General features: G+C 35.2%; 20 protein-coding genes. 11 read left to right on the top strand and 9 right to left on the bottom strand.

The window, feature by feature from the left end; genetic code table 11:
* Position 1: 1 nt before the first annotated feature.
* Positions 2 to 982 carry a LuxE/PaaK family acyltransferase gene (locus KWG70_RS01595; protein WP_230934238.1) on the bottom strand — a complete coding sequence of 327 codons (981 nt, stop codon included), beginning with the start codon at positions 980 to 982 and terminating at the stop codon, positions 2 to 4.
* Between the two features lie 67 nt (positions 983 to 1049).
* Entirely contained in the window at positions 1050 to 3095 is a 2046-nt protein-coding gene (locus tag KWG70_RS01590) for a T9SS type A sorting domain-containing protein (protein WP_230934237.1), read from the bottom strand.
* Between the two features lie 345 nt (positions 3096 to 3440).
* Here KWG70_RS01590 and KWG70_RS01585 point away from each other — a divergent pair, with 345 nt between their 5' ends.
* Positions 3441 to 4124, top strand: coding sequence for a response regulator transcription factor (locus KWG70_RS01585; protein ID WP_230934236.1), 684 nt, complete (start codon positions 3441 to 3443; stop codon positions 4122 to 4124).
* On the top strand, positions 4124 to 5167 hold the full coding sequence (locus KWG70_RS01580; protein ID WP_230934235.1) for a sensor histidine kinase: 1044 nt from the start codon (positions 4124 to 4126) through the stop codon (positions 5165 to 5167). The genes KWG70_RS01585 and KWG70_RS01580 overlap by 1 nt, the downstream gene beginning before the upstream one ends.
* On the opposite strand, the gene KWG70_RS01575 is transcribed toward KWG70_RS01580, so the two are convergent.
* Positions 5141 to 6202 (bottom strand): glycosyltransferase, encoded by a 1062-nt coding sequence (locus KWG70_RS01575; RefSeq protein ID WP_230934234.1) that lies wholly within the window; start codon positions 6200 to 6202, stop codon positions 5141 to 5143. The genes KWG70_RS01580 and KWG70_RS01575 overlap by 27 nt on opposite strands.
* An 81-nt stretch (positions 6203 to 6283) precedes the next feature.
* Here KWG70_RS01575 and trmB point away from each other — a divergent pair, with 81 nt between their 5' ends.
* The 7 genes from trmB (at position 6284) to KWG70_RS01540 (ending at position 11052) form a co-directional block, all read left to right on the top strand.
* A complete protein-coding gene (gene trmB / locus KWG70_RS01570; protein ID WP_230934233.1) occupies positions 6284 to 6958 on the top strand; it encodes a tRNA (guanosine(46)-N7)-methyltransferase TrmB in 675 nt (224 codons plus the stop codon).
* A gap of 2 nt (positions 6959 to 6960) precedes the next feature.
* The gene (locus KWG70_RS01565) at positions 6961 to 7590 is read left to right on the top strand and encodes a LysE family transporter (protein ID WP_230934232.1); all 630 of its coding nucleotides are present in this window, start codon (positions 6961 to 6963) and stop codon (positions 7588 to 7590) included.
* Between the two features lie 16 nt (positions 7591 to 7606).
* A complete protein-coding gene (locus tag KWG70_RS01560) occupies positions 7607 to 7936 on the top strand; it encodes an MGMT family protein (protein ID WP_230934231.1) in 330 nt (109 codons plus the stop codon).
* 168 nt (positions 7937 to 8104) lie between these two features.
* Positions 8105 to 9241, top strand: a complete 1137-nt coding sequence (locus tag KWG70_RS01555; protein ID WP_230934230.1) for an Mrp/NBP35 family ATP-binding protein — start codon at positions 8105 to 8107, stop codon at positions 9239 to 9241.
* A 3-nt stretch (positions 9242 to 9244) separates the two neighbouring features.
* Positions 9245 to 9487, top strand: coding sequence for a NifU family protein (locus KWG70_RS01550; protein WP_230934229.1), 243 nt, complete (start codon positions 9245 to 9247; stop codon positions 9485 to 9487).
* 171 nt (positions 9488 to 9658) lie between these two features.
* Complete coding sequence (locus KWG70_RS01545; protein WP_230934228.1) at positions 9659 to 10720, top strand: NAD(P)/FAD-dependent oxidoreductase; 1062 nt, start codon at positions 9659 to 9661, stop codon at positions 10718 to 10720.
* Complete coding sequence (locus tag KWG70_RS01540) at positions 10720 to 11052, top strand: 2Fe-2S iron-sulfur cluster-binding family protein (protein ID WP_230934227.1); 333 nt, start codon at positions 10720 to 10722, stop codon at positions 11050 to 11052. The genes KWG70_RS01545 and KWG70_RS01540 overlap by 1 nt, the downstream gene beginning before the upstream one ends.
* On the opposite strand, the gene KWG70_RS01535 is transcribed toward KWG70_RS01540, so the two are convergent.
* The 6 genes from KWG70_RS01535 to KWG70_RS01510 all read right to left on the bottom strand — a co-directional run bounded on the left by KWG70_RS01535 (position 11049) and on the right by KWG70_RS01510 (position 16036).
* Positions 11049 to 11945 (bottom strand): metallophosphoesterase family protein, encoded by an 897-nt coding sequence (locus tag KWG70_RS01535; protein WP_230934226.1) that lies wholly within the window; start codon positions 11943 to 11945, stop codon positions 11049 to 11051. The genes KWG70_RS01540 and KWG70_RS01535 overlap by 4 nt on opposite strands.
* Before the next feature lie 49 nt (positions 11946 to 11994).
* A complete protein-coding gene (locus KWG70_RS01530; RefSeq protein ID WP_230934225.1) occupies positions 11995 to 12705 on the bottom strand; it encodes an SGNH/GDSL hydrolase family protein in 711 nt (236 codons plus the stop codon).
* Positions 12706 to 12814: 109 nt separating this feature from the next.
* Positions 12815 to 13993: an acyl-CoA dehydrogenase family protein gene (locus KWG70_RS01525; protein WP_230934224.1), complete on the bottom strand. Its 1179-nt coding sequence runs from the start codon at positions 13991 to 13993 to the stop codon at positions 12815 to 12817.
* A 100-nt stretch (positions 13994 to 14093) separates the two neighbouring features.
* The gene (locus tag KWG70_RS01520) at positions 14094 to 14807 is read right to left on the bottom strand and encodes a tRNA1(Val) (adenine(37)-N6)-methyltransferase (RefSeq protein ID WP_230934223.1); all 714 of its coding nucleotides are present in this window, start codon (positions 14805 to 14807) and stop codon (positions 14094 to 14096) included.
* 77 nt (positions 14808 to 14884) lie between these two features.
* Positions 14885 to 15418 (bottom strand): ribosome maturation factor RimM, encoded by a 534-nt coding sequence (gene rimM, locus KWG70_RS01515; RefSeq protein ID WP_230934222.1) that lies wholly within the window; start codon positions 15416 to 15418, stop codon positions 14885 to 14887.
* Between the two features lie 99 nt (positions 15419 to 15517).
* Entirely contained in the window at positions 15518 to 16036 is a 519-nt protein-coding gene (locus KWG70_RS01510) for a 30S ribosomal protein S16 (RefSeq protein ID WP_230934221.1), read from the bottom strand.
* 192 nt (positions 16037 to 16228) lie between these two features.
* On the opposite strand from KWG70_RS01510, the gene KWG70_RS01505 reads away from it, so the two are divergent.
* On the top strand, positions 16229 to 17515 hold the full coding sequence (locus KWG70_RS01505) for a DUF6252 family protein (RefSeq protein ID WP_230934220.1): 1287 nt from the start codon (positions 16229 to 16231) through the stop codon (positions 17513 to 17515).
* Positions 17516 to 17676: 161 nt separating this feature from the next.
* Complete coding sequence (gene dnaE / locus KWG70_RS01500; protein WP_230935012.1) at positions 17677 to 22062, top strand: DNA polymerase III subunit alpha; 4386 nt, start codon at positions 17677 to 17679, stop codon at positions 22060 to 22062.

The following is a 22062-nucleotide window of genomic DNA, read 5'->3' as shown; positions in this document are numbered from 1 at the left end:
TTTACAAGACCATCAAATTGCAGCCTCTAATATCACTAGAATCAAAGCGACCAATAATTTCAAAACTATGATCTTTATAAGTACGACCTAAATCTTGTGTGGCTATAAACGAACACGAATTGATATTTGCTAAGTCAATGACATTAATACCACCTGTTTTGTTTATATTTTGAAGTGTTAGAGCATCTTCGGGATCTCTGGTTAAAACTCGCATCCAGTTTGGGCATTTAAAACGACCATCACCTAATGAATAGGCCTGACTTAAAAGTTCTGTCATGCCATATTCGCTATGAATTTTGGACACTCCAAAACCAGATTTTAAATACGCATGTAATTCGTCACGAACTAATTCTTTACGACGGCCTTTCATACCTCCAGTTTCCATAACGATGGTGTTTTTTAACTTAAACTGGTATTGTTCTACTAGATCCAATAAGGCAAAGGAAACACCAATAAGTAATATCTTCTTTCCTTGAGTATCTAAAGTGATTAATTGCTGTTTAAGGTCATTAATATTATTAAGATAGAATCCGCTTTCAGGGTGATTAGAGTGTTGTATCATATCGTTGACCATATAGATCAATGACGACCCTTTGCGTTCTAAATAATTAGGTAGTAAGGCTAGAATAACATAATCTTTAATAGCGCCGTAGAATTCCTCAAATCCCTTACGAAAGCTTTGCTCATAAATTGATAAATCAGTTACATAGTGTTTACTGGTTGTAGAGCCCGTAGTTCCACTGCTAGAAAATGTATCTTGAATTTGAGCTTTAGAACTTAATATGTGATGACTTTTAAAAAACTGAATTGGTAAAAACGGGATGTCTTCAATCTGTTTTACATCACTTGGATGCGTGTATAATAAATCACAAAACGAACGATACACAGGATTATTTTCAAACTGAAATTTAAAAATATCTAATGCCAATGTAGAGAATTCTTTTTCCGAAGAAATAGAAAAAATAGCGTTTGTGTTTATCATTAGTGCAAAAATAAAAAAAGCGCCTCAAAATTACTGAGACGCTTTTATAGTTATTTATTATAACGAATTACTTGATCACTAACTTTTTAGTTACCGAAGCATTATTTTGAGAAATCTTTAAAATGTAAACTCCTGCATTTAATGCAGATACATCTAAACGATCATTATTTAAAGCTGTGTTAATCACTTGCTTCCCTAGTATATCATAAACAGCAACAGAAATAGCATCACTATTGTTACTTATAATATTCACAAACCCGGTTGATGTTGGGTTAGGGTATACTTTAAAGTTATTTACAGCAAACTCTTCATTAGATAAAGTGGTTTGATCAAATGTTTGTGCGATTCTTAAATTATCTACTAAAATCGATTCGTTTTGAGCAGAATCAGATTGTCTAAAAGCAAAAGAAGCAACAGTATCACCTGGATCTGCTTCGTCAGCACCTAAAATAGATGGATCACTTTCTGAAGTTGCATCAACCCAAAGCTCAGCGATGTTTGTATCTTGGTTATACCTTACAGTTACACGATATGTAGTATCATATAATAAATCTGTAGCCCAAGTTGCATCTGCAGTATTAGCATCACTAGAAATACCAAGAGTATAATCTCCTGCACCTGTAGGAACAACAATATCTAGTTGTGCCTTAAAACCAAAAGCATCATTTTTAAAGTGAGCAAAATATTCGAAATCTGTTCCACTATAAGGAGCTCCAAGATCTGGAACAATCATATCAAATGCATAATAAAGGTCTCCAGAAACTGAAGTAAAAGGTAAGTTAGCATCTTCACTTGGTGTTCCGTGTTGAACTACTGCTTGACCAGAAACAACTAATAAATCACCTGCGTTTCCACCATGGCTTGCCCAATCACTATTCCCAACTAAACTTCCGTCAGCATAATCAAAATTCTCAGTAATTGGTAATACTAATTGAGGATCGCAATTAGGGCTATTGACGTTTCTAGTAAAATCACAACTGCTATTTGCAGCGTCACCTGTAAACGTCACTATAAAATCAGTACCTTCAGCAACGCCAACAATTGTAATTGTACCTGCAGCAACACTATTAGGATTATCACCAGCAACGGTTCCAACTCCTCCAGTGTCAATAGTATAAGTTGATGTTCCTCCGCCTGTATAATCTATTGTGACATTGTATGTGTCTCCTGGTCCAGGATTAATTGCATCACAAGTCTCAGTAATTGTTCCAACTTGTAAATCACATGGGTAAGCAATGCTAAAATCGATAGTTTCGAAATCTAAAACACTACCATCTACTAACTCTGCTGTAACTTCGTAAGTATCACCATCAGCAGCACCAACGATTTGAAATGGACTAGTTGCATTATTTGTTACTGCAGGCGTTCCTCCATTTTTAATAACAGTAATATCTACTGTTGCGCCTGGAGCATTTGCAATTGTAAAAACCACATCAACCGTAGTAGTTCCAGAAGGAAGTACTTCAAAATCTGTAGGAGATGTAATCGTAACGGTTGGATTTGTATTTACCATTGGAGAGTAAGTTCCTAAAGGAAATACCGAAGCACAACCTGCATTAGTACCTGAGTCGTCTGCTAGGTCACAACCATCTAAAGCGTTAGGTCCACTAAATGTCCATTCTGCAACATCAAATGTTGCATTAGGTCCAAATCCGTCTACTCTATAAGCCCAACCATCAAGATATTCCCATGGTTCACCTGTACCATCAACTCCAGCAACACCAATAGCGTCACTAACAGATCCATTAGCATATAATAGAACTACATCATCACCATTATTATTAAGTTCACCACCTGTAACCTCATAAGTTGGGTTAATTCCAAGATATTGATTAAAAGAAGGTGTTTCAGGAGAGATATAAATAAAATCTCCAGCTGTATAACTATCAGCAGGGAATGTGTAAGATTGAGTGCCAGTTGATGCTCCACCATTTCCAGCTCTTTCTAGTCCGTAAACACTTAAATCTGCAATATCATTAACTACATATAATTCAATTCCTTTAGGAAAACCACCAGGCAATGGGCCGTCAATAATTCCAGTAATTACCAAGTCCTGCCCAAAAGATAACGAGGTTATTAATAGTGTTAAACATAAAAAGTAAAGTTTTTTCATAATTATTTTGTTTGTTAAAAAGTTAAGTATTTGAAAAAATAGCAAACAAATATAAGCAGAATTTGCAGTTTAAACGAATAATTGACAAGCTATATGACCATTTAACAATTGAATAACGTTTTATTTAAGTAACTAAAATGCAGTCAAATAATATAATCGTTAAATTTTTGGAGTAGGATGTTATTTAAATTTCAAATGTAATGCACTATTGCTTGATCATTTTAGTTTAATGCATAGAAATGCTAGGTTTATTTAGCAAGGTTAACTTAATGTTATCAATTTATGGTTTAGTATAATTTTTTGTTATTAGTAGTATATTTACATCACAAAGTTTTCACTATAACAATGAAAAAAAGAGATATTAAAATCTTGTTAGTTGATGATGAACCAGATATTTTAGAAATTGTTGGTTATAATTTATCGTCTCAAGGCTATCAAATTATTACAGCTGAAAATGGCGTTCAAGCTGTAAAAAAAGCAAAAAAAGAAAAACCACAATTAATCATTCTTGATGTAATGATGCCAGAAATGGATGGTATTGAAGCTTGTGAGCAGATTAGAAAAATCCCGGAGTTGAGTGAAACAATTATCACATTTCTAACGGCTCGAGGTGAAGATTATTCTCAAATGGCTGGTTTTGATGCTGGCGCAGATGACTATATCACTAAACCTATCAAACCTAAAGTTTTAGTGAGCAAAGTAAAAGCACTGTTAAGACGCCTTAAAAATGAAGAAAAAGTTGAGGACGTCTTAAAAATTGGAGACCTCACCATCAATAGAGAAGAATATAAAATCACTATAAAAGGTGAAGAATTAGTCTTACCAAGAAAAGAGTTTGAATTATTATCTTTGTTGGCAACAAAACCTAACAAAGTTTTTAAACGAGAAGAAATACTTGACAAAGTATGGGGAAATGAGGTCGTAGTTGGTGGTCGTACCATTGATGTACATATTAGAAAACTACGAGAAAAAATTGGTGATGAAAAGTTTAAAACTATAAAAGGTGTTGGGTATAAGTTTGTAGACTAATGCAGAACAAATTAAAAAAAACGTACAAGTTTGCCTTTAAAACGTCCTTGTATATTACATTTTTTTTGACGCTCTTATCGAGTGTTTTTTTGTATTTGTTGCACTCTATTGATATACTCTACTTAATATCTTTTGCAGTATTTACTTATGTTTTGTCCTTTATTGTGATTCAATATAGAGTTGAGCGCTTTATTTATAGACGTGTCAAAAAAATCTATGATGATCTAACACTTTTAGAGTCAACATCTTTACGTAAGCAACCTATAACTACAGATATGGCGACACTTACCGAAGAAATTGATAAGTACGCTCGAGATAAAAAATTAGAAATTGAAACACTTAAAGTTAGGGAGGAGTACCGCAAAGAATTTTTAGGTAATGTTTCGCACGAATTAAAAACACCATTATTTACGGTTCAAGGCTATTTACTCACTTTATTAGATGGCGCTATTGATGATAAAAATGTTAGCGAAAAATATTTGAATAGAGCAAGCAAAGGGCTAGAACGTCTTATATATATTGTAAAAGATTTAGACATGATTACCAAATTAGAAGTTGGTGATTTAAGACTAGATATTGAAACTTTTGATATTGTAGAATTGGTAGAAGGCATATTTGAACTTCTTGAAATGAAGGCAGCCAAAAAGAAAATATCATTGATGTTCGATATTGATTATAATGAACCTATTCTCGTGTCTGCTGATAAAGACCGAATTCAACAAGTGCTTTCAAATCTTATTGTGAATTCTATTAAATACGGAAAAGAAAAAGGGACAACAGAAATAAGTATAGAGAACCTCATTAAAAATAAGGTCATCGTTAGGGTTACAGATAATGGTGAAGGGATTTCTCAAATTAATATTCCTCGTTTATTCGAACGCTTTTTTAGAGTAGACAAAAGTGGTTCTCGTAAAGAAGGCGGTTCTGGTTTAGGACTTTCTATTGTAAAGCATATTATCGAAGCCCATGATGAAAAAATCTATGTTGAAAGTGAAGTTGGTGTTGGTAGTGAATTCTCATTCACTCTCGAAAAGGCTAAATAATTTTTTATAATTCACTTCATAATCCATGGCGTTCAAACCTTTATATTCTGAAATAGAGTTTAATTTTTCGATGTTAAAATCGTCTTGCGTGCAACTCGCAGTGTAACCAAGATCTGTTAGTCGTTTAGCTAGATATTCTTGTTCAAATTGACCTGGAGTTGGTATAAAAAAGGCTTTTTTACTTAATTTGGTCAAATCCATTATCGATGTATATCCTGAACGGCATACAACAAGGTCACTTTCATTTATAGCTTTACCAAGAGCATCAGAAATCATAAAGTTGTAGATCGTCATATGGCTGTCTTCAGAAATATACTGTTCATTCTCAATGATACCTCGTATAAAAATTACCTTGCCATTAAAATGTTTAAAAGCATCTAAGAGCTTATCCTCCAATAATGTACGCTGAGGTTCTGGTCCAGAAAGTAAAACCATAACATCATACTTAATATCTAATGTCTCTTTTTTAAAACGACTTAACGGACCAATATATTTAATCGGCATTTCATGCATATTGGTGTGTCCCAAAACACCACTAAGATTAATATCACCCAAATTATCTGGCACCCAACATTCATGAAAACGCTGAATTATTTTTTGGTGGAGTTTAGTGCTTAACCAGGTTGTACTTCCACTTAATACTTGGAGTTGATGCGTCATAAACACACATGGTACATTTTTATTGTGAACCCCTAAACGGTTATCAGAGATAACACCATCTATATTATAATCTTCTATAATAGTATTAGTCGCTTTTTTTTCAGCTTTAATAGCTTTCATTAGTTTTGGAGAACTCTGTAATAGTTTAAGCTTAAAGTGCTGTCCTTTTTTTGGGTATGTAATATCATATGAAGGCAATGTAATGGCTTTTAAATCAGGAAACTCCTTCTTTAATAATGAAAGTGCATTACCGTCACTTGCAATAATAGGCTCATAGTTATGAGTAATTAAAGCATTAATAATAGGAATACATCTGGTTGCATGACCTAATCCCCAATTTAAAGGCGCTATGAGTATTCGTTTTTTCAAATTCATTAAAAACAAAGTTAAAGCTTAAAATGTTTCCTTAATTTTACGGCGTGATTAGTAAAAATAAGAAATTGTTAATTTTTAAAAGTGGGAAGCAAAAATAAACTCAAACGATTTAAAGAAAATGAAACCTTTAACAATGTGTTTCAGCCTAAACGAGACGAACTCGTTAGCGACAACTATAATCTTAAAGGACATTGGAATACCACTGTGTTTAAAAATGACAACCCTTTAGTTCTTGAGCTAGGCTGTGGTCGTGGAGAGTATTCAGTAGAACTGGCAAAGAAATTTCCAAATAAAAATTTCATTGGTATCGATATTAAAGGTGCTCGCTTTTGGAGAGGTGCTAAAACAGCTTTAGAAGAAAATATACCTAATGTTGCATTTTTACGTACACAAATAGAATTAGTAGACTATGCCTTTGCAAAAGATGAAGTCGATGAAATTTGGATTACATTCCCCGATCCACAAATAAAATACAAACGTACCAAACATAGAATGACCAATTCTGAGTTTTTAAAACGCTACAAAACCATTTTAAAACCAGATGGTGTTGTTAATTTAAAAACTGATAGCGAATTTATGCATGGTTACACACTTGGGCTTCTTCACGGAGAAGGTCATGAGGTTTTGTATGCCAACCATAATGTTTACAAACAAGAGGGAAGCCCTGAAGAAGTAACAAGTATTCAAACCTACTACGAATCCCAATATCTGGAACAAAACAAACCAATTACGTATATTAGGTTCAAAATTAAATAGATTTGAATATTACTGTCATTTTTTTTCTAGGATTAATTATTGCACTTGTTGGAGTTATCCCTCCTGGTTTACTAAATATGACAGCAGCAAAAGTAAGCCTTAAAGAAGGTTCTAGTAGAGGTGTTGCGTTTTCTATTGGTGTGTGCTTAATTGTATTTTTGCAAACCTATATCGCTGCAATGTTGGCACGTTATCTTAGTAATCACCCTTATGTAGTTGAAATTTTACAACGTGTCGCTTTTGTAATTTTCGTTTTAATTACTATATATTTTTTATTATTAGCTAAAGCGTCTACAAAGCCAGATATAGAACAGCATACAAAGAGTAGCCATAGTCGTTTTTTTCAAGGGATGTTTCTTTCTGCTATTAATGTGTTTCCAATTCCTTATCAGGCATATATGACAATAACCATTGCAACTTTTGGATGGTTTGCTTTTGATACAACAAGTATTATTACCTATTGTTCTGGAGCATCTATGGGAACTTTTGTAATGCTTTATGTATATATTTTCTTTTTTGATAAGATTAAGGATAAAGCATTTACCTCACAAAGAAATATGAACTATCTCATCGGAGCTATTACAGGAATTGTTGCAGGAGTGACATTGATAAATATTATAATGGATTTATAAAAAAGAAAGATAAGCCATGAAACCAGAAACACTTAATTTCTTTGATAAAGTTTATGATGTTGCACGATTAATTCCCTATGGTAGAGTAACGAGTTATGGAGCCATTGCCAATTATTTAGGTGCAAAACGAAGTGCGCGAATGGTTGGTTACGCTATGAATGGGTCTGGAGGTAAGGACGTTCCAGCACACCGCGTTGTGAACCGAAAAGGATTGCTAACAGGAAAACACCATTTTGATGGAACTAACCTTATGCAACAGCTTCTTGAAAGTGAAGGTATATCAGTTATTGATAACCAAATTCAAGATTTAGACAAGGTGTTTTGGGATCCAGCTAAAGAATTGTAATTCGTCTTTTATAAAGGCTTTTGAAATTGTATAGTACAACCTATAACAAACCCAAATTCTACCATAAGAAATAGCAATGTTAAGGCTTTAATCTTCAAGCTTTATTAAGTATATTTGCATTTTAGAATGATTCTTAATAAATAAGAATTTTAGTTTTTAGAAGTTACTATGAAATTAAATAAACAAGATATACTTAAAGCACTCGAAACAATTTCAGCACCTGGAGAAGGACAGAATATGGTAGAGAGTGGCGCAGTTACGAATGTTGTTACTTTTGCAGATGAAGTTATTGTAGATATCACCATAACCAATCCTAGTTTACAAGCCAAAAAGAAAACCGAAGTTGAAATCATGAAAACAATTCATGATATCGTATATGAAAAGGCGAAGATCACAGTTAATGTAAAAGTAGATGCACCAACCCAGTCAGCGCCTAACGTGATAAAAGGAAAAGCCATTCCAGGCATTAAAAATATTATAGCTGTTGCCTCTGGAAAAGGAGGAGTAGGGAAGTCTACGGTTACAGCAAACCTTGCAGTTACCTTAGCAAAAATGGGATTTAAGGTTGGTGTTTTAGATGCCGATATTTATGGCCCTTCGATGCCTATTATGTTTGATGTTGAATTAGAACGACCTTTGGCTGTTAATATAGACGGTAAGTCAAAAATGAGACCTGTTGAGAATTATGGTGTTAAGATGTTATCTATCGGATTCTTTACAAAACCAGATCAAGCAGTAGTTTGGAGAGGACCAATGGCAGCAAAAGCATTAAATCAAATGATCTTTGATGCCGCATGGGGAGAGCTTGACTTTATGTTATTGGATTTGCCTCCAGGAACAGGAGACATTCATTTAAGTATTATGCAATCGCTTCCAATAACAGGAGCTGTTGTTGTCAGTACACCTCAAAATGTTGCTTTAGCAGATGCTAAAAAAGGAGTAGCAATGTTTCAACAAGAAAGTATCAATGTTCCTGTGTTAGGTATTATAGAAAATATGGCTTATTTCACACCAGAAGAACTTCCAGATAACAAATATTATATTTTCGGAAAAGAAGGCGCTCAAAACCTTGCCGAGGATTTAAAAGTACGTTTTCTAGGAGAGTTACCACTTGTGCAAAGTATTCGAGAAGCTGGAGATGTTGGTCGACCAGCAGCATTGCAAACGGCAACACCTTTAGAACAAGCTTTTGAAAAATTAACTCAAAATGTCGTAGAAGAAGTGGTGAGACGTAATGATAATTTACCACCAACAGAAGCAATTAAAATAACGACCATGGCTGGATGTTCAGCAGTAAAGAAATAATAGATGAGTACAGAAGAATTAAGACTTAATGTAGAAAAAGCATTGGATGAAATTCGTCCTTTTTTACAAAGTGATGGTGGTGATATTTCATTACTGTCTATAGAAAATGATAAATTGGTTAAAGTGCAATTACAAGGCGCTTGTGTTGGATGTAGTGTTAATCAAATGACACTTAAATCTGGTGTTGAGATGACGATTAAGAAGTACGCACCTCAAATAGAGCAAGTCGTTAATATTGAGTCTTAGTATGGCGTGACCGCAAGGGTCAGGCTTTCACTACTCGCTCTCTGCGAGGAGCTCAAACAGGTCGTTCAATCCTTCACGCACACTGATAAATATCATAAAAAAGAGACGTAAATTATAAGAACTTTGCCTAAACAAAGCTGATTAAGAACTACACAATTTCGAAGAAAACAAATGATTAAAACAGATATACTCATTATTGGAGCTGGACCAACAGGTTTATTCACCGTTTTTGAAGCAGGTCTACTTAAGTTAAAATGTCATTTAATCGATGCACTACCACAACCAGGAGGTCAATGTTCAGAGATATATCCTAAAAAACCTATTTACGATATACCTGCCTATCCCGAAATTCTTGCTGGAGATTTAACCGATAAATTATTAGAACAATGCAAGCAATTTGAACCAGGCTTCACACTTGGCGAGCGCGCCGAAACTATTGATAAGCAAGAAGACGGCACATTTATTGTAACTACTAATAAAGGAACTAAACATCAAGCACCTGTAGTTGCTATTGCTGGCGGACTTGGGAGTTTTGAACCACGTAAACCATTAATTCATAATATTACCGATTTTGAAGATAAGGGTGTAGAGTACATCATCAAAGACCCAGAAATTTATAGAGATAAAAAGGTGGTTATCGCTGGAGGTGGAGATTCAGCATTAGATTGGAGTATCTTTTTAAGTGATGTTGCAAGTGAGGTGACATTAATTCATAGACGTAATGAGTTTCGTGGTCACCTAGATTCGGTAGAAAAAGTTCAGGACCTAAAAAATAAAGGAAAAATAAACCTTATTACTCCTGCTGAGGTCATTGGAATTGTTGGAGATCGAAAAGTGAAAGCTATAGTTGTAAAACAAGCAAAACATATCGAGAAGGAATTTGAAATAGACTGTGATCATTTTGTGCCACTTTTTGGTTTATCACCAAAGCTAGGACCCATTGCCAATTGGGGATTGGAAATTGAAAAAAATGCCATTGTAGTTAATAATGCCTTAGATTACCAAACCAATATTCCAGGGATTTTTGCCATTGGAGATGTGAATACTTATCCTGGAAAATTAAAGTTAATCTTGTGTGGTTTCCATGAAGCAACCTTAATGTGCCAAGCCGCTTACAAGATTATCAACCCTGGTAAGCGCTACGTATTAAAGTATACAACCGTAAGTGGTATTGATGGTTTTGATGGAACGCGCAAAGAAGCACCAAAAGCCGTTGTAAAAGCAATAGAATAGTGGAACAAGATGTCAATATAAAAATAATTGATCGCGATGGCATAACTCATGAGATTTTAGCACCAACGGATATGGCTATGAACCTTATGGAGGTTGTCCGGTCATATGAACTCGCTCCCGAAGGCACAATCGGTATTTGTGGTGGAATGGCCATGTGTGCCTCCTGCCAGTGTTATGTGAACTCTACACATGAATTACCCGAAATGCAAGATGATGAAGAAGCCATGTTAAGCGAAGCTTTTTATGTTAAAGATAATTCGCGTTTGGGTTGTCAAATTCAAATTACACCTGAAATGGAAGGCTTAGAGGTAGAATTAGCTCCCGAGAGTTAATCTGTCTTGTAATGAGCCAATTTCCGAGGACCTTCCAATAGAATTCTAACAATTTTTAACGTCCCATCATCTGTAGTAGCAATTTGCCATTTGATAAGTGAGATTTCACCATTTTCAATTTCAATACCAGTTATACTTCTTGGGTGAACACAGCTTCCGTCGTTAAAAAAAGCGATGTCTCCTGGCTCAGGAAAACGTGGGCGATGGGTATGTCCTACTATTGTGATAAGGTTATTATTGTCTGCAATCCATTTTTTAGTGCGACGTTCAACCTTAATAAGCTCTTTGTAGTTTTTTGCAGGACTCGTTGGGTCTGCAATGCCCATAACATTTAATGGTTTCCAAAGAATGCGAACCATAAAGCGACTCCATTTCCAGAAGAGATAATTCCACCAATCGGCTTGATGACCATGGGCTAAAAACAATTCTTGTCCAGTTTCAGAATGTTTTAAAATCACAGCTTCATGGTATTTAATATCACAAAACAATTCCACATCTTCGCCAATTTTTGGATCAAAATAAGTAGATAAGTGCTTTTCTACATACTTGGGATCACGATACACCATATCATGATTTCCCCAAATCATATGCAATCGCTCTTGCTCATGAAATAATTTCATCAATAGATACACATTCTTATGTGCATCTAAAATAGATTTGAAAGAGATGTTTTCCCAAAGTTCATCACCATCGCCTAACTCACAATAGTTAAAACCTTCAGCGTAGTAATGTTTTAAAGCATGAAAATAAATGTTTCGATTATTAGCAAAGTCATCAGCAAAGCTGTTATCGCCTCTATGACAATCGCTAAATAAAATGAACTTACTGGTATCATCAAAGTGGACAACCTTAGCATTTTTATAAGCGCGATCTAATCTGGTTTTTGACGACATGGATAAACTTTCAACTAAAATAAGCAGAAATTAAATAACCTGAGAGGACTCATTCAATTTTTTCAATAGCCAACGGCAATAGTCGTTCAACGAACATTGAGTATGCCAATGTTGAAGGGTGTAAACCATCTGAAGCCACTAAACTTGGATTGTCCAATCCTTGACGTGTAATATCTGTTATATTCAAAAAGGTAATGCCTTCTTGTGTACAATGATTTTCTGCAAAAGCATTATATAGGTCTATTTCTGATGACGTGGTTGCTGGATTTCCAAAATTTTGTCCAAACACAGTAAAAGCATAATCAGGAATTGAGAGAACAACGAGTTTAGTTTTATCACCTCTAGCAGCTGTGATAGCTGTCTGAACCAATTGTGGGAATTCAGTCTCATAAAGGGAAAAGGGTTTACCTTGAAATTGGTTATTTACACCAATCAGGAGTGTGACCAAATCGTAATCGTTAGTGATATTTTCCGAAGCAATAGTATTGATAAGATTAGTGGTTGTCCACCCCGTTTGTGCTATGACATTGAGATTTAATGTGTCTTGCTCAGTATACCTTAACTTTAAACTATCTTTCAATTGCTCTGGAAAACGACAGGTCTCACAAACACTTTGTCCGATAGTATAGCTGTCACCCAGACTTAATATTTTAAAGGTTTCTGGGGCAGGTATTTCGTTAGTAATTATTGAATCGTCATTAGCAGAACAACTCATAATCGCCAACAGCATCAAAAAGAAAATCGATTTGATTTTAGTCATAGTTGTAAAGATACGACATGAAATAAAAATGCTTCCCAGATTGAGAAGCATTTGATGTTTTAATACACATATGAACGTATGAGTGAGATAATAAAATAAGCCTTAGGTTTTATTTGAAGGCATTGAGGCCTGTAACATCTAACCCAGTAATGAGCAAATGAATATCATGAGTTCCTTCGTAAGTGATCACACTTTCAAGATTCATGGAGTGACGCATAATACTATATTCTCCTGTAATTCCCATTCCGCCTAACATTTGTCGAGCTTCACGAGCAATATGAATAGCCATATCTACATTGTTACGTTTAGCCATAGAAATCTGTGCAGAAGTAGCAGTGCCATTTTCGCGCATCACACCTAAACGCCATGCTAATAATTGTGCTTTAGTGATTTCGGTAATCATTTCAGCTAACTTCTTTTGTTGTAATTGGAATTGACCAATTGGTTTTCCAAATTGCATACGTTCTTTACTGTAGCGTAGTGCAGTGTCGTAGCAATCCATTGCAGCGCCAATAGCACCCCAAGCAATACCAAAACGTGCCGAATCTAAGCATCCAAGTGGTGCGCCTAGTCCAGATTTGTTAGGTAATAAATTCTCTTTTGGAACTTTAACATTGTCAAAAATTAGTTCTCCAGTCGCACTTGCACGAAGCGACCATTTATTGTGTGTTTCAGGTGTTGAAAACCCTTCCATACCGCGTTCTACTATAAGCCCGTGAATACGGCCCTCTTCATTTTTGGCCCAAACAACAGCAATTTGGCAAAACGGCGCATTAGAAATCCACATTTTTGCACCATTTAAAAGATAATGGTCTCCCATATCTTTATAGTTTGTGGTCATTCCACCAGGATTACTTCCATGATCAGGTTCAGTCAACCCAAAGGATCCCATCCATTCTCCAGAGGCTAATTTTGGTAAATATTTTTGACGTTGCTCCTCAGTCCCATATTTCCAAATAGGATACATCACTAAAGACGATTGTACCGATGCTGTGCTTCTCACACCCGAATCACCACGCTCAATTTCTTGCATAATTAATCCGTAAGAAATTTGATCCAGTCCAGCACCGCCATACTCTGCAGGAATATAAGGACCAAAAGCACCTATTTCTGCCAAACCACCAATAATTTGTGTTGGAAATTCAGCTTTTTGAGCATACTCTTCTATGATGGGTGATACATCACGCTTTACCCAATCTCTAGCTGCATCACGTACTAATTTATGTTCTTCAGAAAGTAATTCGTCAAGATTGTAATAATCAGGTGCTTCAAATAAATCTGGTTTCATTTGTGTTCTATTTATAAATGTAAAATGCTCTTGCTAATACTCGAGCCTATTTAAGTTAATTTCTTTGGGTAACAAAAATAACGAAAACGTTTTCTTAAAACTACATTTTCAAATAAAAATCCTTTGTCAAATTGATATACTCATCGGTATATTGATGACGTGCAGTTTCAATGATCAATTCAGAGAATTTAGGATGTGTTTTGGTAAAAGAAAGTTCTATCAAACTGCGTTTTATATCAGTAGAAGGCGATCCTTTAACATGTGTGATTCGTTTCGGAAAAAGATTAAATGTTGTAGCAAGATTTATAAAACGCTGCTCTTCGGAAAATGGTATGATTAATGAGAATAGTCCATTTTTATTAAGAAGAGTGGAGACACTTTCTAATAAATGCTCAAAAGGCATTGCATCTTGAAAACGGGCAAGGTCACGTTGTGTGTTTTCCGTTTTATAATTTTCGGCGTAAAAAGGAGGGTTGCAAATAATGAGATCATAGTCATCTTCAATTTCTTCTGCAAATTCTTGAAGAGAGGCATGGTAACAGAACAATCGATCATTCCAAGACGATTGCTCAAAATTATCTACGCATTGCTCATATGCTTTGTCATCAATCTCAAGAGCTTCGATAACTTCGGCCTGACTTCGTTGCGCTAATATTAAAGCTAAAATACCTGTTCCAGCACCAATATCTAATATTGAAAATGGATGATCTTCTAGTGAAGTCCAAGCACCAAGTAAAACACCGTCAGTGCCAATTTTCATAGCGCATTGGTCTTGGTTTACGATAAATTGCTTGAATTGAAAGGGTTTACTCATATAGGTCATCCTGAACTTGTTTCAGGATCTTATTATTTTTATGTGTCATGTTGAAATAAATTCAGCATAACGAAAAACTAATTGTCTTCTAAATACAAATCAATCAATCCTTCTGGAGTTTCAACATAAATTGTCTTATTATTTTTATCCACCTTAGAAATGAATTCATCATTCATTGGGATTAAGATTTCAATACCATTGCGATCAATTTCAAACAGTGATTGCGCTGTCGAATCGTTAACCGATTTAATAATACCGACATGACCAAAACTTTTGTCTTCGACTTTAAAACCTATAATCTCATGAAAATAAAACTTATCACCATCTAATTTTGGCAGAAATTCAAGAGGTAAATATAACTCACTTTTAATAAGTGCATCTGCATCTTCTTCGGTGTCAACATCTTCAAATTTAATACGTAACAGTTCAGATTTATGAAGTTGAGACGATTCAATAAAGAACGGAACAAGGTTGTTGCGAAGATCAATAAAAACAGATTCCATGTGCTCATAAAGATTAGGTTCATCAGTATCTAATTTAACTAATAACTCACCTTTGAAGCTGTATTTTTTTACAATCTTACCAAGAAAGAAGCAGTCTTTTTTTTGCATTTCAAGTCTATTTTTTAGAACATACTGGAACTAATCCGCGTTTTAAATAAAAAACCCAGACACAAATGGTCTGGGTTTAAAAGTATAAAAAATAATTTTTTATTCTTCTTCGTTTGAAGCTGTTGCTTCACCTTCAGCTTGTGCTTCTTCTGCAGTTTCTTCTTCAACAACAGGAGCTGCAGCGGCAATTCTTGCTTCATTAACTGCTTTTTCAGCGGCTAATGCTTCAGCTTTAGCTTTAGCTTCGGCTTTAGATAAACCATCAGCTTTAGCTTGTACTTTGGCAGCTTTTTCTTCTAACCAAGCATCGAACTTTGCTTGCGCTTGTTCTTCAGTTAAAGCACCTTTTTTAACACCACCAGCTAAGTGGTTCTTAAGCATTGCACCTTTATAAGATAAAATTGCTCTGGCTGTATCAGTTGGTTGTGCACCATTCTGTAACCATGTTACTGCTCCATCAACATTTAATTCTACTGTTGCAGGATTAGTATTTGGATTGTAAGCACCTAATTTTTCTAAGTATTTACCATCTCTTTTAGAACGTGCATCTGCTGCAACGATCCAATAATAAGGTTTCCCTTTTTTACCGTGTCTTTGTAATCTAATTTTTACAGGCATAAATTTAATTAATTTGTAAGGTTCGCGACCTCGATTATTAATGAGGCGCAAAGATAACACAATAATTTAATTCTCAACATTTTATTTGAAATTAAGTAATATTGAAATTTTATTATACTTTTGGGTGTTCTAAAACGTTATGTTTAACCTAAATACACCTCAAATTTAGATTTGAGAAAGAAAAATAAAGCAATGAAAAGATTAGCAATACTTCTTGTAACTGTATTTACCTTAGTGAGTTGTGGAGATGAGGTTGAGTTTAATTCGCCTGGATTTCAAGGAAATAGAGAATATGGACTTTGGAAAGCAGAATTTACCAATGCAGTGATAGACGACAGTGGTTTTTTAGTTATTACGGCTAGTAATAATTCTGAAACTGTAATTCTTAAATTACCTTCAGTAAATGTAGGTACTTATGTGCTTGGAAATGTAAATTCTAGAGAAGGACGTTATATTGATGCAAATGGTACTGTTTTTTCTACAAATAATCCTCCAGATCCAAGTGTATCCATTTATCCTGAATTAGGCTTTGTGAAAATAAACGAAGTTAGTAACAATACGTTTACTGGAACTTTTGAGTTTTTGGCTTTTGATGAATCTGGACTAAATTCTATTGGTTATAATGAAGGTGTGTTTTTTAGAGTTCCTTTAATTGCAGGAACCATAACTTCTGGAGCACCAACATGTGAAGAAACCGAAGCGGCATCTGCTAATGCCTTGACCGCATACGAATCTACGTTTGCGTCAACTTTAGAGTATATAGATAGTGATGCATATATCAATGCTTGTAATCTTTATACTCAAGCCTTACAGAGCCAAAAAAGTATTTGTGGTGATACTGATGGAAGCATCCAAACATTAATTGATAACTTAAACGATTGTGTGTTCCCTTGTACTCTAGCCACACAGAATAGAGATACGGCTCAAGCAACCTTTGAAGCTGCTACTATAGCCAACTATATTGATGCTTGTGAAAATTACAGAACATTTTTAGAAGAGCAAATTGAATTTTGTGGAGATACCGACGGAAGTATTCAAGCTATTATTGATAACTTAGATTGTAATGACGATGATAGTGATGGGATTCCTAATAATTTTGAGGATTTTGATGGTGATGGTGATTTAACTAATGACGATACCGATGGAGACGGAATACCTAATTATATGGATGATGACGATGATGGTGATGGTGTATTAACAATAGATGAAGCTAAAGATGCCGATGGAAACCCTGCTGATACAGATGGTGATACAGATGTTGATTATTTAGACAACGATGATGATGGTGATGGAATCTTTACTCAATTTGAAACAGGTGATACAGATGGCGATGGCACATCAGATTATTTAGATAATGATGATGATGGTGATGGGACATTAACTGCAGATGAAAACGCAGATCCAAACATGGATGGTGACCCAACAGATGCTGTAGATACAGACGCAGATACCATTCCTGATTATTTGGATGATATGTAATAGATATTTATCATAAAGAAAAAGCAGCCCATAGGCTGCTTTTTTTGTTAAAAACTGTTCATAACTTTCGCTTTAAATAAGACGAGTTTCTTCGTAATTTTATGGACTTACTTTTGAAGTTTTTCTTCGGAAGAGAACTCCTTAAAATTGAAATAAACTACATGTATTTAATTTTCGATACCGAGACGACTGGATTACCAAAACGATGGGATGCACCAATTACAGATGTTGATAATTGGCCTAGATGTATTCAAATTGCTTGGCAACTTCATGACGAGATGGGAAACTGTATCGATCATCAAGATTATTTAGTACAGCCAGAAGGGTTTAATATTCCTTATGATGCTGAAAAAATACATGGAATTTCTACCGAATTAGCACAAGAACAAGGTGTACCGCTTCAAGAAGTTCTGGATAATTTTAATATAGCACTATCAAAAACGAAGTTTGTTGTTGGACAAAACGTCACTTTTGATCTCAACATCATGGGAGCAGAATTTGTAAGAGCCGATCTTGCAAATCAACTTCAAGAACTTCCAGTGTTAGATACCTGTACCGAGCATACTGCCGAGCTTTGTAAAATCCCAGGAGGGCGTGGAGGTAAGTTCAAATTACCAACCTTAACAGAGTTACATCAGTTTTTATTTGATACACCTTTTGCCGAAGCCCATAATGCAACTGCAGATGTTGAGGCGACAACACGTTGCTTTTTTGAATTGGTGCGTTTAGGAGAGTATACCAAAGAGCAATTAGACGTTCAACCCGATTATTTTCAACGATTTAATGAAGAGAATCCACAAGCCATTCAGCTTATTGGTCTAAAGCATATTAACCTAAAAAAGGAAAGTGCTAAAATTAATGAGCGTCTACAGAAGTTACAAAAAGATGATATTTCCGAAGCAGAAATAAAAGGAAATATTTCAGATCTGGCTGATATAGATTTTGTTCACTTACACAACCATTCTCAGTTTTCAGTATTGCAGTCAACCATTAGTATTTCAGATCTTGTCGCTGAGGCGGCAGAGCATAATATGCCAGCTGTAGCATTGACAGATCATGCGAATATGATGGGAGCTTTTCATTTTGTTAAGGCAGTTAATAACCATAATAAATCTGTTAAAGCAAAGCATGCAGAAGCAGAAGAAAAAGGAGAAACGCCAACTTCAAAAGAAATCAAACCAATTATTGGATGTGAATTTTTTGTTTGCGAAGATCATTTAGACAAAACAAGAAAAGATAATGGGTATCAAATTGTACTAATTGCCAAGAACAAAAATGGATATCACAACCTAGCTAAGTTATCTTCTCATGCCTTTGTAGATGGATTTTACTATTTACCACGAATTGATAAAAAACTCATTCAGCAATACAAAGAAGATTTAATTTGTCTCACAGGAAACCTTTATGGTGAAGTCCCAAGTAAAGTATTAAACATTGGCGAAAATCAAGCTGAAGATGCCTTGGTATGGTGGAAGCAAGAATTTGGCGAAGATCTTTATGTAGAAGTAATGCGCCATAATCAGGAGGATGAAAATCGAGTTAATCCTGTATTAATAAAATTGGCTCATAAACACGATGTCAAGATTGTTGCTACAAATAACACCTATTATTGTAAACAAAAAGATGCCAATGCACATGACATTCTATTATGTGTAAAAGATGGTGAAAAACAAGCAACACCAATAGGTAGAGGTAGAGGGTATCGCTACGGATTACCTAATCAAGAGTATTATTTCAAATCTTCTGAAGAGATGAAAACGCTCTTTAGAGACCTTCCAGAGGCCATTACCAATATTCAGGATGTAGTGGATAAGGTAGAAGCGTTTGAATTGGCTCGTGACGTCTTATTACCTGCATTTGATATTCCAGATCAATTTAAAGATGATGCCGATTTGGCCGATGGCGGAAAACGTGGTGAGAATGCCTATCTCAAACACTTAACCTATGAAGGTGCAAAAAAACGATATGGTGAATTAACCGATGATATAAAAGAACGTCTTGACTTTGAATTGAGTGTTATTGAAAACACAGGATATCCAGGTTACTTTTTAATTGTAGAAGATTTTATCCGTGAAGCTCGAAATATGGATGTATCTGTAGGCCCAGGGCGTGGTTCTGCTGCTGGATCTGTAGTTGCTTACTGTTTATGGATTACCAATATTGACCCTTTAAAGTACGACTTGCTTTTTGAGCGTTTTTTAAATCCAGATCGTATTAGTATGCCAGATATTGATATCGATTTTGATGATGAAGGTCGAAGCCGAGTGATGGATTATGTGATTGAAAAATATGGAGCTAATCAAGTTGCACAAATTATTACTTACGGAACGATGGCTGCAAAGTCATCTATTCGAGATACAGCTAGAGTTTTAGATCTACCTCTATTTGATGCAGACCGAATTGCAAAGTTGATTCCTACGATGTCTAAATTGAATAAAATTTTTGGTTTAGATGAAAAGGAATTAGGTAAGAAATTTAGAGCTGAAGATTTAGAGAAAGTTAATCAATTACTCAATATTGCAGATGGTGATGATCTCGAATCTGAAACTGTAAACCTTGCAAGAACATTAGAAGGGTCGGTACGTAATACCGGAATTCATGCCTGTGGTGTGATTATTACTCCGGATGATATTACCAAATTCGTTCCTGTTTCTACGGCGAAAGATTCTGATTTGTATGTGACCCAGTTTGATAACTCTGTTGTAGAGGACGCTGGATTACTGAAGATGGATTTTTTAGGGTTAAAAACCTTGACTTTAATCAAGGATACGGTTAAAATCGTAAAAGCAAAACACGATATTTTACTCGATCCAGAAAACTTCCCTTTAGATGATGAAAAAACATACGAACTATTCCAAAGAGGAGAAACAGTAGGTGTATTTCAATATGAATCTCCTGGGATGCAAAAACACCTTAGAGATTTAAAACCAACGGTTTTTGAAGATTTAATCGCCATGAATGCGCTTTATCGCCCAGGACCAATGGAATATATTCCGAGTTTTGTACGTCGTAAGCATGGTGATGAAGAGATTGATTATGATCTTCCTGCGATGGAGGAATATCTCAAAGAAACCTATGGGATTACGGTGTATCAAGAGCAAGTTATGTTGTTGTCGCAAAAGCTAGCCGATTTTACCAAAGGTGAAGCCGATGTACTTCGTAAGGCAATGGGTAAAAAACAAATTGCGGTTCTCGATAAGATGAAACCAAAATTTATTGACCAAGCGAGTGCCAATGGTCATGATGCAAAAGTTCTAGAGAAAGTATGGAAAGATTGGGAAGCTTTCGCAAGTTATGCGTTTAACAAATCGCATTCTACATGTTATGCATGGATTGCTTATCAAACAGCCTATTTAAAAGCGCATTATCCAGCCGAATATATGGCAGCTGTACTGTCTAATAATATGAACGATATCAAGCAGGTGACCTTCTTTATGGAAGAATGTAAACGTATGCGGTTGGAAGTTTTAGGTCCAGATGTCAATGAGTCGTATTATAAGTTTTCGGTAAATCAAAATGGTGCTGTTCGTTTTGGAATGGGAGCTATAAAAGGTGTTGGTCATGGTGCTGTGAAGACGATTGTAAAACACCGTAAAGAAGACGGACCATATAAATCTATTTTTGATATGGCTAAACGTATTGATTTACGAGTTGCCAATAAAAAGGCGTTTGAGAATTTAGCTTTAGCAGGAGGTTTTGATGGGTTTGGAGATACACATCGCGCACAGTATTTTCATGATGAAGGCGACGGAATTACCTTTTTAGAAAAAGCCATTAAGTATGGTGCCAAGCACCAGGAGAATGAAAATTCTGCTCAAGTGAGTTTGTTTGGAGCTACAAGTGATGTTCAAATTGCTGAACCTATTGTTCCACCATGTGAAGAATGGGGAACTATGGAAAAGTTAGCTCAAGAAAAAGAAGTTGTTGGCGTTTATATTTCTGGCCATCCGTTAGATGATTTTAAAGTGGAAATGAAAACCTTTTGTAATGGTACTTTAGCACTCTTCAATGAACTGGAAAACTATGTGAATCGTGAATTAACGTTTGGAGGTGTAGTAACAGATGTACAACATCGTGTTAGTAAACAAGGTAAAGGCTGGGCTATTTTTATGGTTGAAGATTATACTGATAGTTTTGAGTTTAGAATCTTTGGAGAAGAGTATTTAAAGTACCGCCACTTTTTGGTTAAGAATAGCTTTATCTATGTGAGAGCTTTTGTTAGAGAAGGTTGGGTCAATAGAGATACTGGTAAAAAGAGTGATCCAAGATTACAGTTCAATAATTTTCAATTGTTACATGATGTGATGGATACCTATGCTAAGAAACTATCTATCCAATTAAACATAAGAGATTTACAAGAACAGCGTATCACTATATTGCAAGATTTGTTTAGGTTGCATCAAGGTGAAAAAGCACTTAATTTTATTGTATACGACAATGATGAAAAGATCAAACTCAATATGCCAAGTCGCAAACAAAAAGTGAAAATTTCTCAAGAGCTTTTAAACGAATTGGAAACTAATGATGTGATGTATAAGCTGAATTAG

It is taken from the genome of Psychroserpens luteolus (assembly GCF_021032705.1).
Lineage (GTDB): Bacteria > Bacteroidota > Bacteroidia > Flavobacteriales > Flavobacteriaceae > Psychroserpens > Psychroserpens luteolus.
This window is presented reverse-complemented; position numbering and strand designations above follow the sequence as displayed.